The sequence below is a fragment of the Rhizobium sp. ARZ01 genome (assembly GCF_014851675.1).
Taxonomy (GTDB): Bacteria; Pseudomonadota; Alphaproteobacteria; order Rhizobiales; family Rhizobiaceae; genus Mycoplana.
In genome coordinates, this window is sequence record NZ_JACVAE010000004.1 from 48,001 (window position 1) to 64,150 (window position 16,150).

Annotated in this window: 14 protein-coding genes; 7 read left to right on the plus strand and 7 right to left on the minus strand. The window is 60.1% G+C overall.

All coding sequences use genetic code 11. The features are described 5' to 3' along the window. Positions 1-6 precede the first annotated feature (6 nt). The 4 genes from IB238_RS20505 (at position 7) to IB238_RS20520 (ending at position 4,110) form a co-directional block, all read left to right on the plus strand. The gene (locus tag IB238_RS20505) at positions 7-1,110 is read left to right on the plus strand and encodes an ABC transporter substrate-binding protein (protein ID WP_192251462.1); all 1,104 of its coding nucleotides are present in this window, start codon (positions 7-9) and stop codon (positions 1,108-1,110) included. Beyond that, positions 1,107-2,162 (plus strand): iron ABC transporter permease, encoded by a 1,056-nt coding sequence (locus tag IB238_RS20510; protein WP_192251464.1) that lies wholly within the window; start codon positions 1,107-1,109, stop codon positions 2,160-2,162. Before IB238_RS20505 ends, IB238_RS20510 begins: the two co-directional genes overlap by 4 nt. Further along, positions 2,159-2,902, plus strand: coding sequence for an ABC transporter ATP-binding protein (locus IB238_RS20515; RefSeq protein ID WP_192251467.1), 744 nt, complete (start codon positions 2,159-2,161; stop codon positions 2,900-2,902). Before IB238_RS20510 ends, IB238_RS20515 begins: the two co-directional genes overlap by 4 nt. Positions 2,903-3,231: 329 nt before the next feature. Beyond that, positions 3,232-4,110, plus strand: a complete 879-nt coding sequence (locus IB238_RS20520) for a DUF6492 family protein (RefSeq protein WP_192251470.1) — start codon at positions 3,232-3,234, stop codon at positions 4,108-4,110. A 45-nt stretch (positions 4,111-4,155) separates the two neighbouring features. Here IB238_RS20520 and IB238_RS20525 read toward each other — a convergent pair whose 3' ends face one another. Both IB238_RS20525 and IB238_RS20530 read right to left on the minus strand, forming a co-directional pair. Continuing rightward, positions 4,156-5,601 (minus strand): oligosaccharide flippase family protein, encoded by a 1,446-nt coding sequence (locus tag IB238_RS20525; protein ID WP_192251473.1) that lies wholly within the window; start codon positions 5,599-5,601, stop codon positions 4,156-4,158. Further along, complete coding sequence (locus IB238_RS20530; RefSeq protein ID WP_192251476.1) at positions 5,601-6,680, minus strand: endo-1,4-beta-xylanase; 1,080 nt, start codon at positions 6,678-6,680, stop codon at positions 5,601-5,603. The genes IB238_RS20525 and IB238_RS20530 overlap by 1 nt, the downstream gene beginning before the upstream one ends. A 136-nt stretch (positions 6,681-6,816) precedes the next feature. Here IB238_RS20530 and IB238_RS20535 point away from each other — a divergent pair, with 136 nt between their 5' ends. Both IB238_RS20535 and IB238_RS20540 read left to right on the plus strand, forming a co-directional pair. Further along, positions 6,817-8,478, plus strand: a complete 1,662-nt coding sequence (locus IB238_RS20535; protein WP_246723752.1) for a GumC family protein — start codon at positions 6,817-6,819, stop codon at positions 8,476-8,478. Continuing rightward, on the plus strand, positions 8,471-9,805 hold the full coding sequence (locus IB238_RS20540; protein ID WP_192251479.1) for an O-antigen ligase: 1,335 nt from the start codon (positions 8,471-8,473) through the stop codon (positions 9,803-9,805). Before IB238_RS20535 ends, IB238_RS20540 begins: the two co-directional genes overlap by 8 nt. Positions 9,806-9,940: 135 nt before the next feature. On the opposite strand, the gene IB238_RS20545 is transcribed toward IB238_RS20540, so the two are convergent. The 3 genes from IB238_RS20545 to IB238_RS20555 all read right to left on the minus strand — a co-directional run bounded on the left by IB238_RS20545 (position 9,941) and on the right by IB238_RS20555 (position 12,158). Then, positions 9,941-10,177: a hypothetical protein gene (locus IB238_RS20545; protein ID WP_192251482.1), complete on the minus strand. Its 237-nt coding sequence runs from the start codon at positions 10,175-10,177 to the stop codon at positions 9,941-9,943. A gap of 49 nt (positions 10,178-10,226) precedes the next feature. Next, positions 10,227-11,132 (minus strand): WecB/TagA/CpsF family glycosyltransferase, encoded by a 906-nt coding sequence (locus IB238_RS20550; protein ID WP_281414485.1) that lies wholly within the window; start codon positions 11,130-11,132, stop codon positions 10,227-10,229. A gap of 108 nt (positions 11,133-11,240) precedes the next feature. Next, entirely contained in the window at positions 11,241-12,158 is a 918-nt protein-coding gene (locus IB238_RS20555; RefSeq protein WP_192251485.1) for a glycosyltransferase, read from the minus strand. Between the two features lie 442 nt (positions 12,159-12,600). On the opposite strand from IB238_RS20555, the gene IB238_RS20560 reads away from it, so the two are divergent. Beyond that, a complete protein-coding gene (locus IB238_RS20560; RefSeq protein WP_192251487.1) occupies positions 12,601-13,545 on the plus strand; it encodes a glycosyltransferase family 2 protein in 945 nt (314 codons plus the stop codon). Between the two features lie 165 nt (positions 13,546-13,710). Here IB238_RS20560 and IB238_RS20565 read toward each other — a convergent pair whose 3' ends face one another. Together IB238_RS20565 and IB238_RS20570 are read right to left on the minus strand one after the other, a co-directional pair. Continuing rightward, the gene (locus tag IB238_RS20565) at positions 13,711-15,342 is read right to left on the minus strand and encodes an FGGY-family carbohydrate kinase (protein WP_192251490.1); all 1,632 of its coding nucleotides are present in this window, start codon (positions 15,340-15,342) and stop codon (positions 13,711-13,713) included. Positions 15,343-15,406: 64 nt separating this feature from the next. Further along, positions 15,407-16,135, minus strand: a complete 729-nt coding sequence (locus IB238_RS20570; protein ID WP_192251493.1) for an SDR family oxidoreductase — start codon at positions 16,133-16,135, stop codon at positions 15,407-15,409. Between the last annotated feature and the right edge of the window lie 15 nt (positions 16,136-16,150).

A 16,150-nucleotide genomic window follows, 5' to 3' on the forward strand; every position in this document is an offset into this window, starting at 1 on the left:
ATTCATATGATCAAGCTCGCAATCCCACTCATTGCCGCCTTCGCGGCCTTCGCCGCTCCGGCATCCGCCGAGATCAAGGTCACCGACATCAAAGGACGTGAGGTGACGCTGCCCAAGCCCGCCGAACGCGTCGTACTCGGCTTCTACTATGAGGATTACCTGGCCGTTGCCGGTGCAGGCGCCATCGACAAGGTGGTGGCGTTGTCCCTGTCCACCTGGAAGGACTGGCGGCCGAACCAGTTCGCCGCCTACGAAAAGGCGCTGCCGAAGCTCAATTCGATCCCGGATGTCGGCAACACCGACGACGGGACCTTTTCCGTCGAGAAAGTCATCGCCGCCAAGCCCGATCTGGTGATCCTCGCAGCGTGGTCCTACGACGCGCTCGGCGAGGGCATCAAGCAGATCGAGAGCGCGGGCATCCCCATCGTCACGCTCGACTACAACGCACAGACGGTCGAGAAGCATGTCCAGTCGACCCGGGTGCTCGGCAAGGTGATGGGCGCAGAAGATCGCGCCGAGAAACTTGCCGAGAACTACACGAACGCCATGGCCGACATCGATGCCCGCATCGCCAAGGCCGGCAAGACGGACATGAAGGTCTATGTCGAACTCGCCCAAAAAGGCCCCTCCGAAGTCGGCAACTCCTACGGCGGCAGCATGTGGGGTGCGCTGATCGACAGGCTCGGCGGCATCAATATCGCAAAGGACCAGGTCGGCAACTGGGGGCCACTCAGCCCTGAATACGTGCTTGCTCAGAAGCCGGACCTGATCTTTCTTGCCGGTTCGGAGTGGGTTGGCAAGCCGCAGGCCGTGACAGTGGGCTTTGGGGCGGATCCGGCCGTGGCGCGCGAGCGCATGGCGGCCTATCTCGGGCGACCGGGTTGGGCCGACCTTCCGGCCGTGAAGAACGGCGCCGTCCATGCCATTTATCACGGCGGGGCACGCACGCTCTCCGACTATGTCTACGCACAGTACATCGCCAAGCGTCTCTACCCGGAAGCCTTTAAGGACGTACACCCCGGCAAGAACATTCGCGAATACTACAAGACATGGCTGCCGATCGAGGCTGAAGGCGTGTTCGTCCTTCCTTACCAGGCGCCCGGGCAATGACAGCCGCGGCCATAGGCCTGCATGAAAGCTATCGTCGCGTCAGCCGCCAGCGAATGGCGGCTCTCGCAGCCAGCATCGGCCTTTTGATCGCCCTGACGCTGGCCGACCTGCTGCTCGGGCCGTCAGGCATGACGCTCGCAGATGTTTGGACCACGCTTCTTGCGGGACCAAATGCTGCGGACCGGATGAACGCGACGATCCTCTGGCAGATCAGACTGCCGCAAACGCTGACTGGCATTCTGGTCGGCGCGTCGCTCGGGCTCGCGGGGCTTACCATGCAGACGATCCTCAACAATCCGCTCGCCAGCCCCTTTACGCTGGGCTTCTCGGCGGCGGCCGGTTTTGGTGCTGCACTCGCCATCACCTTCGGCGGCATCCTACCGGTTGCCTCCTACATTCTGACGCCGCTGGCAGCGTTTGCGATGACGCTGCTGGCTTGCGGCCTCGTCTACCTGATCGCCCTGTCGCGAGGAGCGCGGGCGGAAATCCTGGTACTGGGCGGCATCGCCGTAATGTTCTTCTTCCAGTCATTGCAGGCGCTCCTGCAGTTTCTGGCGAGCCCCGAGGTTCTACAGCAGATCGTCTTCTGGCTGTTCGGCAGCCTGCTCAAGGCAAGCTGGACGAGTGTGGCGGTCCTGGGTGTCGTGCTCGCAGCGTCGTTGCCACTGCTGGCGCGTGACTGCTGGCAGCTCACAGCGCTCCGCATGGGCGACGAGAATGCCGAGAGCCTCGGAATCGCGATCGAACGGTTGAGGCGACGAAGCTTCGTGATGATCGCGCTGCTTACCGCCGCCGCCGTCAGTTTTGTCGGCACGATTGGCTTCATCGGGCTGATCGCCCCGCATGCCGCGCGTGCTCTGGTCGGCGACGACCACCGCCTGTCGCTGCCGCTCGCCGGCGTGACGGGCGCCGCGCTCCTGATCTCGGCTTCCGTCGTCGGCAAGCTGATATCGCCCGCCGGCGCGCTCCCGGTCGGCATTGTCACGGCGATCGCCGGCGTGCCGCTCCTCGTCTTCATCATCATAGGAACTTCCCGGAGATATCCATCATGACCGATCGCCTTGTCCTGCGCACTGTTACGGTGCGCCGCGCGAATGCCACCCTTCTTGACGACGTCACGATCCAGCTCCAAGCCGGACAGCTTGTCGCCCTCGTCGGGCCGAACGGTGCCGGAAAGTCCACGCTGCTCAAGGCAATCGCCGGATGGATGGCGCACACCGGGCGCATTCTCTGGTGCGGCCAGCCCGTCGATCGTCGGCAGGTCGGCTTCATGCCCCAGCACTGCCAGGTTAGCGCAAACCTAACTGTCCTCGAAACGCTCCTCCTCGGGCGCCATGAATTGCTCGGCTGGCGAGTGAAGGATGTCGATATCGGAGCCGCCACCGAGATCCTCGCCGACCTCAGTCTCTCACATCTCGCGGAGCGCCCCATGACCACGTTGTCGGGCGGGCAGCAGCAGGCGGTTCTTCTCGGCCAGAGGCTGATGCGGCAGCCAAAGCTGCTACTACTCGACGAAGTGACGTCTGCGCTCGACCTTCGCCACCAGGTCATGGTTCTTGAACTCCTGAGGCGGTATGTCTCCCGGACGGGCGCACTCGTTCTATCGGCAATGCACGATCTGAACCTCGCGGCCCGAAACGCTGACGCGGTCCTGATCATGCGCAAGGCAAAGCTGGTTGCGTTCGGGCGGGCGCAGGACGTCTTCACCCCGGATTGCCTGCGCGCCACTTACGATGTGAACATTGCGCGGATGCAGCTTCCCGACGGAACGCCGATCGTGGTGCCGGTCTGAGCCAGCTATCAACGGCCCTACTCGCGAAACTCCCACAACGCTCCGGTCGCGTCGGAACGTGCGGTCTGCTAAGCCTGAGCGGCGGCGGCGGCGAACAGCGACCATTCGCGATCCTCATATCGCACGCATAACACACCATTCGTCGCCATACAGGCGGCGGCTGAAATCAGTGCGGGCCGCGCTGCCTCCATCGATCGCAACCTCCTGATATCACTCAGCCCTAGGCTAGGCTCTAACGCAATCTTAAAACTCCGACGCCTACATGGACTTGAACCAATCATGCGGAGCGGGCGTAGAAATACGCAGCAATAGCTGGCAGGGAAGCCCAGATGGCAGGGACGATTTCAGTCGTGACACCAAGCTATTCTCGCGATTTCGAGAGCTGTCAGTTGTTGTGCGAATCCATAGACCGCTATGTGAGCGGCTACGAAATGCACTACCTCGTCGTAGGCGATGAGGATGTGAACCGTTTCGCATCCCTGGAAGGACCGAGACGACGGGTTGTGGCATCGTCCGAACTCTTGCCGAAGCTCTGGCCCCTGCCCAAATGGCGCGGACGCCGTTATTGGTGGGCGCCCGGCCTTGGTCTGCCGATCTACGGTTGGCATCTTCAGCAGATCCGCAAGATCGCCATGACGCTATCCCAGCCGAGCGAACGGATCATGTGCGTGGACTCGGACAATTGCTTTTGCCGCCCCCTTGATCTTTCAGATATCGCAACGGCGCCGAAAGTGACCCATTTTGCACGACCGAAGGAAATCGATTCAGAAAGTCCGGGTCATGCCGTCTGGCTGGCAAATGCCCATCGATTGCTTGGCCTCCCCGCGCCGTCGCTGCCGGGTGACGATTTTATCGGGCAGATGATCGTGTGGGAGCGGGAAACGGTGCGCGCCATGACCGATCGGATCGAGAAGGTAACCGCTACGGCATGGTGGCGCGCGCTCGCTCGGTTGCGCCATTTCTCAGAATATCTGATCTACGGCGCCGCGGTTGCCAGCGATTCATCGCTTGCAGGCCGACATGAACGCACGTCGCAATCGCATTGCCTTGCCTATTGGTCCGGTCCGGCCCTCGATGAGGCCGGCCTTTCTCGCTTGTTCGCTGAGCTCGAGCCGCATCAAAGGGCGATCGCCATCCAGTCCCATACGCGCACGCCGGTCGAACTCATTCGCAAGAGGGTGCTAGTGGAGATGGCCGCGAAGAATTAGCGCGGCATGTCCTTATGGCGCTGCCGCTCCGCGCCGGTCGCTATTTCAGGCTTCCTCCGGCTGCGTCGAGATCCCGGACTTCCTTCTCATCATTCCGATCAACTTGGTACGAATGCCAGCCACATCCAAGGCGAACGTCGACGCTGCGTAGGCGAGGATGCCCGTCGCGACAGGGAGCGCAAGTTCGAGACTGCGTTCTCCTTGAAAGTTGCGATCGACGAAGTACGTCGGCACGACCATGATGGCGGTCGCCAGGCCGACCTTGCAGATCGGCCAGATTTCAAGCGGCAGCCGGTAGGCCTTGCGGGAGAGGAAGTACCCCACGATCACACCACCGGCCTCGGATATCAGCATCGACCAAGCGACCCCAAGCAATTGGAACCGCGGAACCAAAATGGACATGGCAGCGACGTTTGCTGCCAGGATGACGGCGCCCTGTATCCCCATCAGGGCGGGCTTCTTGTCGAGTTGGAAGCTCACATGCACAAACTGATAGGAGACGGAGCGGAACAACCAGGCAAACACGATAATCGGAATGAGGCTTGCTGCCGCTTCATGGAACTCCTCGCCGAGAATGAGGCCCGAGAGCTTCGCCGCCACAATGGCCATGCCTGCTGCTGCCGGTGCCAGAACGCCCAACAGCAACTCCATGCTGTCGAGCATGTGCCTATCGACCGCCGTGCGGTTTCCCTGCGTCATCAGGCGAATGGCGATCGGAACGACGGCCGAGCCGATGGCAACACCGGGGAAGAGAATGACTTGGCGCACGAGATCGGCAGAGGCTCCATAAACGCCTGCCGCTTGTTCCCCAAGATACGCCGCGACAACGAGCCGGTCCAAAATCATCTGGAGCATGAAAATTGACCCCGAAAACGCCATGGGCAGGCCAAATCGCAGCATTTCCTTCAGGATGCCGGTATCGAACGGATGCAGCGGGCGCCGCCAGAGCTGAACGGAATAAAGGGCCGCCGCGAGCATGTACGACAGCGCAATGCTGATCAGAAGGCCTCGCCCGCCAAAATCGAAGACCATCACCAGAATGCAGGAGAATGCGAGCGCCAGGCCGGCGCGAACGATCGTCGCCCACATGTAGACGGTCGTCTGCTGCCTGGCCCTGAAGATTTCGAGGTAGAATTCAAAGAATCCGATCGTGAACGCCAGAATGATGGCCGGCAGAAGATATTCTGAGGCCTCGGGTGCAAAGATGTTTGCCCCCCCCATCAGGATAGGAATCAACAAAGCCAGAAAGACGCAAGAATAGGCCGTCGTAAGTCGGACGTCGGCGGCCCCCTCCTCGGCTGTGATCCGCATGACCGACGCCTTGATCCAGCCAAACAGCACGGTGGAGATCATCGCGGCGACACTGAAGCCGATGATGTAGATCCCGTACTCCTGCGGCGTGAGGATGCGCGTGAACAACACGACGGATGCAAATCCGAACATCGCCGATACGATGTTGGCGATCATGTATGAGGAGACCTGTCGGAACATCAGCGATCGCCGCGCGTGAATTCTTGGATGACACGCATCAGCGCCTTGGGCCTGTAGTTCGCGTCAAGCGGCAGTGGACGGTTCGGCCTGCCGTCGCTACGGCTGAACCAGATCGGCACCCACGTGTATTGATCCGTTATTCCCCAGGTCAGGATTGCTTCAGGACGGCAGACATCGCCGATTGCGCCAAGAAAATCACGCGCCCGCGACGCGACGATCTCGTCACGATCGAAGTTTGAGGCCGGAAGGTTGTTGTCGATGACGTCGAGCTCCGTCACGAGGATCGCAAGCCCCATCCCGTGCAGTTCCGCGACGAACCTCGATAGTCCCTCCCTGTCGATCTCCTGATCGCCCGGGAGGTGTCCCTGGAGACCGATTGCGTGAAGGGGAACATCGCGGTCCTTCAGATCGCGCACCAGATTGAGAAACGCCTGCCGTCGCGTACGGCATTGCTCTGTCGGATTTTCGAAGTTGTAGTCGTTGATCACCAACTGCGCGTCGGGATCGACGAAAGCTGCGGTGCGGAGGGCGAGCTCAATGTAACCCTTGCCGAGACGGTTCTGCCACATCGACTCACGAATTGGCGCGTCACCCGTCGGTGTGTCAGCGATCGCTTCGTTGACCACGTCCCAACTCGGAATACGGCCTTTGTAGCGCGCGACCACAGTTTCGATATGGCGGACAAGTTCGGTCTGCGCCTCCTTGGGCGTAGCGATCGTCTCGGTCCACTCCGGCATGGCGCCGTACCACGCAAGGGTGTGCCCCCGCATTTGCAGCCCGTTTTCTTCGGCAAAAGCGAGCAGCCGATCCGGCTGATCGAACACGAACTGATCGCGGTCCGGGCGCAGGTCGATCCACTTCAACCCGCCCTCGCCCACGACGATCTGGCAATGGTTGAGGATCGCCCGTCGATAGTCGAAATTGTTTTTCAGGTGGTCGACGCGCACTGCCGCGCCATACGGAATGGCAGCAGGTTCGGAGGCTTTTGCCTCGATCTGTTTTGTGAAAGACGCATCTAACGCGCCAGCGTAACCGATACCGGAGGCTAAAGCACCGAGGACAAACTCTCGCCTTCGCATAAAAGTGTCCCTAGCATCTGCGGCTCTGCGGCCATTGAACCGCAAACTTATTCATTTTGCCACCATACAGGACGGTTCCCGCACGTGCACGTATGCAACAACGTTTACGTTAATGATTACTTAAGGGAAAAGGGGTTTGTTAACCAAGAGCTCCGGAAATTCCGCCATCGATTTGGACGCCAGCATTATGTACGAAGGCAAGCCTGAACATCCCACGCCGGTTGCCAGTACAACTGGCCTCAAGGGCACAGTGCTTTCTTCGCGCAGTGCCCCCCAAAAAGCTTCGTCGAGAGGGACCTCCGCCCGCCGTTCGCGGTCCCCGGTAATCAATACACGCACGTGGCTGCAAACCGGCGGCAACCCGTCAGACGAGAGCTCAGTTTCGCTGCTCGACGGAGGTGGTGGCTCGGTTGAACTGCCGAATCTTGCGGACGATGCACGCCTGAACAATAGGCTGGCAATCCTGCAGGAGCTCCTGCGGCTCGACCCATTGCGCATCTTCTCATGGATGCAAGCGGGTTGGCTCTGGATTGTTCTCTTTACTGTGTTCGGCGCCGTTGCCGGCTATGGCGTGGTGTTGGTCGTCAAGCCGCGATACACGGCATCGATAGACCTGTTGGTCGATCCCGCAAACCTCAAGGTCGTCGCAAACGATGTCTTTTCCGAGAGCATGCAGCGCGACCGACAGTTGTTGGATGTTGACAGCAAACTGCGAATTATCACCTCAGGCAATGTCCTGAACCGCGTGGTTGCAGACCTGAAACTTCAGGATGACCCGGAATTCGTGTCGGCTTCGTCCCGTTCGCCTGCGGCCGACGCCCTGGTCGCGCTTGAGAAAAGGATAAGTGCGCGCCGCGATGAACGGTCGTTTATCGTGAACATCGCCGCCTGGACACAGGATCGGCAGAAGTCGGTCGATATCGTCAACGCCGTCGCGAAGAGTTTCCAGGAGGAACTCGTCGGAGCGGAATCGGAAGGTGCTGGGCGCGCTGCAAGCGCACTGGTTGCACGACTCGATGACCTCAAGGTGGAAGTGACCAAGGCAGAATCTGACGTTGAGCAGTTCAAGCGCGAGCACGGTCTCCAGTCAATTTCGGGCGAACTCGCCAGCACGCTGATGTCGCAACAGATGAACACGAAGCTTGTGGAGGCCAAGGAACGCCTGATCCAGGCCCGTATGCGCGTCAACAACCTGACGTCTGCCAGTCCCGAAAGCCGCCTGAGCGCGGATAGCCTGCAGTCTGAAACGATGACGTTGTTGCGTACCCAATACGCCACGCTTAAGCAGCGGGTGACTGCCGAGGCGGCGGTACTCGGTCCCCGCCACCCCTCGATCTTGACCCTGAATCCTCAACTCGATGCCCTGGAGCGACAGATCAGGGCCGAAACGGACCGCATTGTGCAGGCCGCAAGGATAGAACTCGAGCAGGCACAGACGGCGCTCGACGCACTGACGTCGCAGGCCGATCATATGAGAGCCTCGGTTTTCCAGGATACGACCGCGCAGATCCAACTTCGCGAACTTGAACGCGAGGCGCGGGCCAAGGCAGCCGTTTACGAAGCCTTCATGGCACGCGCGGGAGAAGCGGCCGAACGCCAGCAGATCGACACGACGAACATCCGCATTGTTTCGCCGGCCGTGATTCCGGCAAATCGCAGCTTCCCGCCACGCGGCTATATGCTGGCCGCTATCGGTGCCATGATGGGTTTCTGCCTCGGCTTGCTCTTCGCCGCATCACTTGGGCTTTGGCGCGACTTCCGGCACCTCGCCGTGGGCCGGAGCGAGGCCAATGTCTAATGCAACCGGGGAGCCCTTTAAGGGCCATGGCGGCTGGTTCTCTTCGGTTCTCTTCGTCGTTGTCTTCTACTATTTCTGGATAGGCTTGGCGCCATTTCCAAATCCGAACGATGATGGCCTCCTCACGGCATATGGCAACGCCTCCAATCTCGTCAATCAGTTGATTGTCGTGGCAATGTCATTCTTGGTGCTTGCCACGCTCCTGCAGCATCCGGAACGCCAACTGGTGCTTCGGTCCTATGGCCCACTCGTCATCATCTTCCTGTGGCTGCTGTTTACCGCCCTTTTTTCAGACGCGCCGGCCATTGCGCTTCGTCGCATCGTTTTCGCTGCCCTTGTCTGCTTGTGCGCCAGCGCAGTGCTCTTGCTTCCCCGATCCAGCGCGCACTTCGCGAAACTGATAGGACTATGCCTGCTCTTTGCAGTCAGCCTTTCTCTCTTCGGGGTCTTTGCACTCCCGCATCGAGCGATCCATCAGGCGACCGATGCTCTGGAGCAATCGCTTGCGGGCGACTGGCGCGGCCACCTTGGTCACAAGAACGTAGCTGCGGCTGCGATGGTTTATGCGGTCTTCTTCGGCCTTTACATTGCAAAACGCCGCTCTTTCCGCCTCGGTGCACCGATTGTACTATTTGCCGCGACCTTTCTGTTGAATTCGGGCGGGAAGACGTCCGCCGCTATGCTTCCAGCCACTCTGGTAGCATGCTGGCTCTTCGAGCGCTGCGGCCCCTTTCGCTTATTGTTGCTCGTCGGTGGGCTGGGAGCATCGAACGCCATCCTGCTGTCGGCGGCTGTTTCGCCGTCGATCCAGAACTTCCTCACGTCAATGGGAGTGGACCCAACGTTCACCGACCGCACGTCGATCTGGGAACTCGCACTTTCAGCCATCGCGAACCGCCCATTTACAGGCTATGGCTTTCAATCCTTCTGGCAGACAGACGCCCTGGTCTACAGCGGCCAATCGATAGGCACCTGGGCAGTTTCGGCGGCGAACGCTCACAATGGATATCTTGACCAAGTGATCAACGGCGGCTTGCCACTGTTGCTCCTCATGTTGGTGTGGCTGGTCTTTCTGCCTTGCTATCATGCTGGGCTCGCGCTCAAGCGCCAACACGACCCGGAATTGACGCGCCTTTTCATTCGCGTCTGGCTCTTTTCGCTGTTCACCAGTTGCCTTGAAAATATCTTCTTCGACAACAGCGGCCCAATCTGGTTCACGATGCTGATTTCCGTATTCGGCCTCAGACTTCAAGCCTATGCCTACCTCACAAAGGCCCCTTCGCTTGGCACGATAAAACGCGCCCCGCTCAATCTGGCGACGACTTGAATTGTGCTGTGTGATCTGTGTTCAGGAAGAGTGAAAGCGAAACGCGTGATACGCATGACCGCTCTACCGGCCTAGTCTTGATCAGCGATCAAGCGTCAGCATCAAGCACGGTTCACGGCATTGAGCTATCGAGAACTATTTCTCGCCGCCGATAACGTCGGCTGCATACGCGCGACCAGATACGGCCGTGCCTTCTGCACGAAATATCCAGACGTAGGCGATCACGAGCGGCCAGATGGTCGAAGCGGCCAGCCCGATTACGCGGTGAAGGTCCCACGCAGGAATGCGCCGCGTTCCTTCGAAATAGGTGCAGACAAAGAAAAAAAGCGCAACGGCAAAGTATACGGTGAATACCAAGGGCAACCAAAGCATCCTTGCTTCCTTGCAGGTCAGCCGGGCTGTCACACCCGAACCGGCCTCACTAATTCGAGTTCAAAAGGATCTGCCGCAGCGCCGCCGGATTGGTCGTCAGATATCGAAGCGCCAATCTGCGCGGCTCCAGGATCGTGCGGTATACCCATTCCAGGCCGACGCTTTGCATCCATTTCGGCGCGCGACTATTCTTGCCTGCGAGGAAATCGAACAGCCCGCCCGCTGTTTTGATCACACCGACCCCGCGCAGCTTTTCGCGGTTCCGCGCCACAAACTTCTGTTCATAGGGCACACCCATGCCAATCCAGAGGATATCAGGCTTTAGTCGGGCGATTTCAGCCACGACTTCCCGCTCCTGCTGCTCGGACAGATACCCGTGGGAGGCGCCGGCAAAGCTCAGCTTCGGATATTTCTCGCGCATCCTTGCAACGGCACGCTTATTGATCTCGGCAGTTGCGCCGAGGAAATAGAAACTGAGGCCTTCTTTCTCGGACGCCTCCGCCACGGCATGCACGAGATCGGTAGTCGCAACGCGTTCGCTTAGCGGATTGCGCGTCAGCATTCGTGACAGCAATACCATCGGCATGCCGTCCGCATGAATCTGATCGGCTGCAAGCAAGAGGTCCCGGAATTCCGGATCGCGGGAAGCCAAGGCAATGACTTGGCCGTTTGCCGAGGTCGAGTAGTAGGGAATCTCGTCGCGCCCTCTGGCTTCAAGGGTTATCCTGACGAATTCGTCCGCAGACTGCTGCATGCCGATGACCGTGATCGGAAGCCCCCCAAGCAAAGTAGTCGACCAGGCGCCGTCCCCCTCCTTCTTGGAGGGTTCGTCGATCTGCGCAGACATCGCGGAATTCTCCCAGCACGCAATACTCATGGGAGGCCTATGCACCTTAAGGGGGAATAATGTCAAACTTGGAGTGGCATCGTCGTTAAAAAACAGCAGCAATTTCAATTGCTTCTGTAATATTTGACTCAAATTTTAACAATTTCTAATTGCCGTTTGGAAATTGCCGTCAAAGCGTCCGAGATCTGCACGAAGGCGGCTTTGGAAAGCTGTTGGCTACTTCTGAACCGCGTCGAGCCGTTCGACGATCCTCTTCCACAAATCGTCGAGCTGGCCTTCGAAATCAAGCATTCCAGCCTTGCTTTCGAAGGCCAGACCGATTTCGCTCGCCATGGTACACGGATCCGCATCGGTTGCAGCCAGACGGATATTGCCATTGGCGATCATCGCCCGGAACAGGTCGTGATGGGCCAAGGATGAAGCATCCCGCGGGGCATTGGTCACGACACACCTGCCGGACATGGCAGCGGCCAGCACGCTGCCGCGGCGGGATGTCAGCCCCTCGGTGAATTTGTAGCAAACCACATCGAGTTCGCGCAGCGCTGCGAAAACATGGTTGTCCTCGGCAATGTATCCGGTGACCAGCACGCGCCCTTCCAGCCCATGTTGCCGCACCTGCGCATGAAACTCCTCCTCGACATTGTCCATCGCCTTGATGAACGATCCGATGAATGCGACGGCGATATCCTGTCCTGCTTTGCGCAGCTCGGCTGCGATGGCGAACAGTTCGGCGCAGTTTTTTTTCGGATAAATGGAGCCGAACTGGCCGATGATCTTGGTTCCATCCCGCCGAAGCGCCCGGATTGAGTGGGCGGCTGGGGCATCGGAGATGGACGACGATGGAAGGAGATTTGGAGGGATTGGAATTAGCCCGAGCCTGGCGCGGTTGGCGCCAGCGCCTTGCAGCCATTCATCTCTGATCTCGGGAGCCGAAAACAGGATCGCATCGGCGAGCTTGATGACCGGAAGGAGGACAAGCCGACGCTTCCAGTCGAGGCTCGCCCATTCATGAAGGACGACCGTTAGCCGTTTGCTCCGAAGCTTTGTAAGCACCGCCACGACCAAAGGCTCGATGAGCCGCTTTTTCCAAGCGACGATCGGAAAGTTGAGGACGACGCCGTCGCACTGTCCCAAAGCCTTCGCCAGTCGCCGGGGACCCGCGCCAATGGATAGCACGTCACCCCGAGTTCCAAGGCGCGTTGCCAAGTGCCTGGTGAAAGCTTCGACTCCACACGGATTGGCCGCTTCGGAAATGAGGACTAGATAGCGTTTCATTGGGGCAGTTTCGTCGCGCTGGCCGCGGCCGCCCCGCTGTGGCGGTTAGCTGTATCCATCTGGCTGGTCGCTCCTTTGGGCTTTTGAAGAAGCGAGCTTTCCCCGCGGTTTGAGAGTGATCCGGCATGGGACGCAATTCAGGACCCGATACGCGGCGACAATAGCGGGGCAGGTGTTTTCGGACGGTTAAAGAGCGCCATTAACTCGTCTTTTAAGTTGCAGCACTAGTGTGCGCAGGCCCGGTCTGACCCGCGGTGAGTACCCGATTGCGCAAGCAATCGCCAAATTGCGGTAGGATGCGATGAACGAGCCCACCCGTGATGCAGCGATCGAAGCGGTTGTCTGCATACCGACCTTCCGCCGGCCGGAGTGGCTGCGGAAGACCCTTTTGTCAGTGCTGGCGCAGAAGACCGATTTTCCGTTCGCGCTCGTTGTGATCGACAATGATGGTGCCAGTCCCGCTGGTGCCCTGGTGGCGCGCGAAATTTTAGGCGAGCGCAGCATTGCCCATGTGGTCGAAGTCGAGCACGAGCAGGGGAATTGCCATGCCATCAACACCGCATTCCGGCTTGCGCTCGAGCGCTATTCGAGCGCCCGCTACCTGCTCATGATCGACGATGACGAGACAGCGGATGGCGCATGGCTGCAGAACATGGTCCATGCCGCGCGAGAGAACGGAGCCGACATCGTCGGCGGGCCGGTCTTCCGCACATTCGAAACCCCGGCATCGTCAGCAATACGCAATCACAGTCTGTTCAGCTCGATCGACGGCATTAGCCGCGCCGTGCCGATGATCCACGGGTCTGGGAACTGCCTCATTGGCCGCCATGTCTTCGAGCGCACGTCTTTTCCCTTCTTCGACCTGCGCTTCAACTTCCTTGGCGGCGGCGATATGGAATTCTTCACCCGCTGCCGCCTGGCCGGTTATCGTTTCTGGTGGTGCGCCGAAGCGCTAATCGATGAGATTGTGCCGGCGGATCGCGCCAATGCGAAATGGCTGATGACACGCTCCATCCGGACAGGCAGCATCAATTGCGTCATCGACCGCTTGCACATGGGCAGGTATGTAGCACCGAAGGTGATCGCCAAGAACCTCGTCAGCCTCAGCCTCGGCCTTGTGCGCTCGCTGACGATCCTGGCGAGCACGGGCCAATTTCTGCCCGCCACTCATCCCTTCCTCATGTCGGTCGGACGGATGGCCCCTCTGCTCGGGCTCCTACCGAAACCGTATCAGGCAAAAAGCTAGCTTAAGGGATATTGATTACGGGGACCAAGCAGTTGGGTGGTGCTGCCCCCAAGGAGCAGCGTGGCTCGCCTCCTTGACCTACCGCAATAATGAGGTCAGGCTCAACATCACGAAGTGCTCAGTCAGGCGCAGCAGCCGAACTGCTCGATCCGATCATTTGCGGACTTATCGAATTTCCCGGGCGAGCGCTTGAAGCTTCTTGAAGGCTTCGTATCTTCGCGCATGCAGCCCGGCGATTTCACTCTCTGCGGGCTTGTAGACACGATCGGTGCGGGAGAGCTTTGCCATCGCCAACCGAGCGTCCGGGAACACGCCAGACGCCACACTTCCAAGAATCGCCGCGCCCAGCAGAACCGGCTCCTCCGATTGCGTGGCAAGCACCGGCTTTCCGGTTGCGTCAGCAAGAAGCTGGCGGACGAGGTCGAGTTGCCCCGCGCCCCCGCTGATGACGATCTTATCGATCGGCGCACCGGACAATGCCTGCACCTCGATGATCTGGCGCAATCCGTATCCGATGCCAGAGAGGCCGGCGATATAGAGCGAGACGAGATTGCCGATATCGCGCTCCATGCCGAGCCCGGCAACGACAGCGCGCGCATGTGGATCGGCGAAAGGAGCACGGTTGCCGAGGAATTCCGGCACGACATGAAGACCGTCCGCAAGTTCGACCGACTGGGAAAGGTCTTCAACTTTCTCCGCGGCCAGTTCGGCAAGCAGCACCGGAAGTGATACGCCCCGCGCCTTTGCCTGTTCCTCTGCTTCGCCAGCGGCCGGGTGGAATGACAGCAGTTGTTCGACTGCGGCCCCCGCCGCCGACTGGCCTCCCTCGTTCAGCCACATCCCCGGCACCATGGCGGAATAGTAAGGGCCCCAGACCCCCGGCACGAAGACGGGCTCCGAGGTCGAGGTCATGGTGCAGGAAGACGTGCCGAAGACGTATCCGAGGTTGCTCTCAGGCGACCCGTCGATACCCACCGTGCCGATCCCGCCGGCGTGGGCGTCGATCATGCCGGCGCCAACCGGCGTGCCGACGGGAAGGCCGAGTTCCATGGCCGCACGCTCGGTCAGACCGTTCCCGACCGGCGTTCCGGGCTCAACCACGTTCTGGCCGATGCGGGCAAAATCCTCATCCGCGAGTACGCCGAGGCCGATTTGGTGGAAATAGCTCGGATCCCAGCGCTTCTCATGCGCCAGATAGGTCCATTTGCAGGTTACCGTGCAGGTCGAACGGGCAAGATCGCCGGTCGCGCGCCAGGTGAGAAAATCGGCGAGATCGAAGAATTGCCAGGCGGCATCGAACACCTGTGGCCGGTTCTCGCGCAGCCAGAGTAGCTTTGGCGTTTCCATCTCCGGCGAGATGCGGCCACCGACGTAGCGCAGCACGTCGTGACCTTGGGCATTGATGCGCTCCGCCTGCTCAACGGCGCGGTGGTCCATCCACACGATGATGTCGCGTTGCGGATCCTCCGAGGGGCCAACGGGCAGCGAGGAACCATTTTCGCCCAGAACCACCAATGAGCAGGTCGCGTCGAAGCCGATACCGGCGACGCTATGCGGATCGACGCCGGCCTTCGTGACAGCCTCGCGGACCGAGGCACAAACTGCTGACCAGATCTCCGTGCTCGACTGCTCGACGATCGAACCGGCCTCGCGATACAGCGAGATGTCGCGCTTGCCCGATGCCAACATATGGCCGTTCAGGTCGAAAATGCCTGCTCTGGCGCTTCCGGTTCCGACATCGACGCCGATGAGATACCGTTCGCCGCGCGCGGGGCGTGCGGGGGAGGTGTTGGTCATGGTTCTACCGCCTGCTGACAGGAGCTTGGTTGAGCGCAAGGCCGCAGCCTTGCGCCGGTGCACATCAGAGATCGACGCTGTTGGGCAGGATCACCAGGTCCCGGATCGTGACGTTGCGCGGACGCGTCAGCATGAACAGCACCGCGTCGGCCACTTCCTTCGGCTGCATCAAGCTGCCGTTGGCGAGCGCCTCGTCCATCTTCTCCTTCGGCCAATCGTCGAGCAGTGCCGTGACAACGGGGCCTGGCAGGACCGCGCCGACGCGAACGCCATGCGGGGCGACTTGCCGGCGCGTGCTGTGCACAAAGGCTTGAACGGCGAACTTCGATGCCGTGTAGATCGGCTCCCAGATGACCGGGACGACGCCGGCGATCGAGCTGGTGAAGAGGATGTCGCCCGACTTCTGCTCGATCATGTAGGGCAACACCGCGTGGACCGAGCGGAAGGCCGCGTTGATGTTGAGGTTCAACATCCGGTCCCACGCATCCGGATCGCCTTCGGCAACAGGGCCGCCGATATAAGCGCCGGCATTTACATGAAACACATCGAGCTTGCCTGCGATTTCGAGGATGCGCGGCAGCATGCCGGAGACTTCGGCCGGCTTCAGCAGATCGACGACCAGCGGCAGGGCGTTCGGCCCCAGCTCCTTGCAAAGTTGCTCCAGCTTGTCCTGCGCGCGGTCGACGAGAACGACCTTTGCACCTTCGGAAAGAAGCGTGCGGGCGCACTCAAGTCCGATGCCGGAGGCCGCGCCGGTGATGGCGGCGACTTTACCCTTCATGAGGTCTGCCATTTTGAGAACTCCATT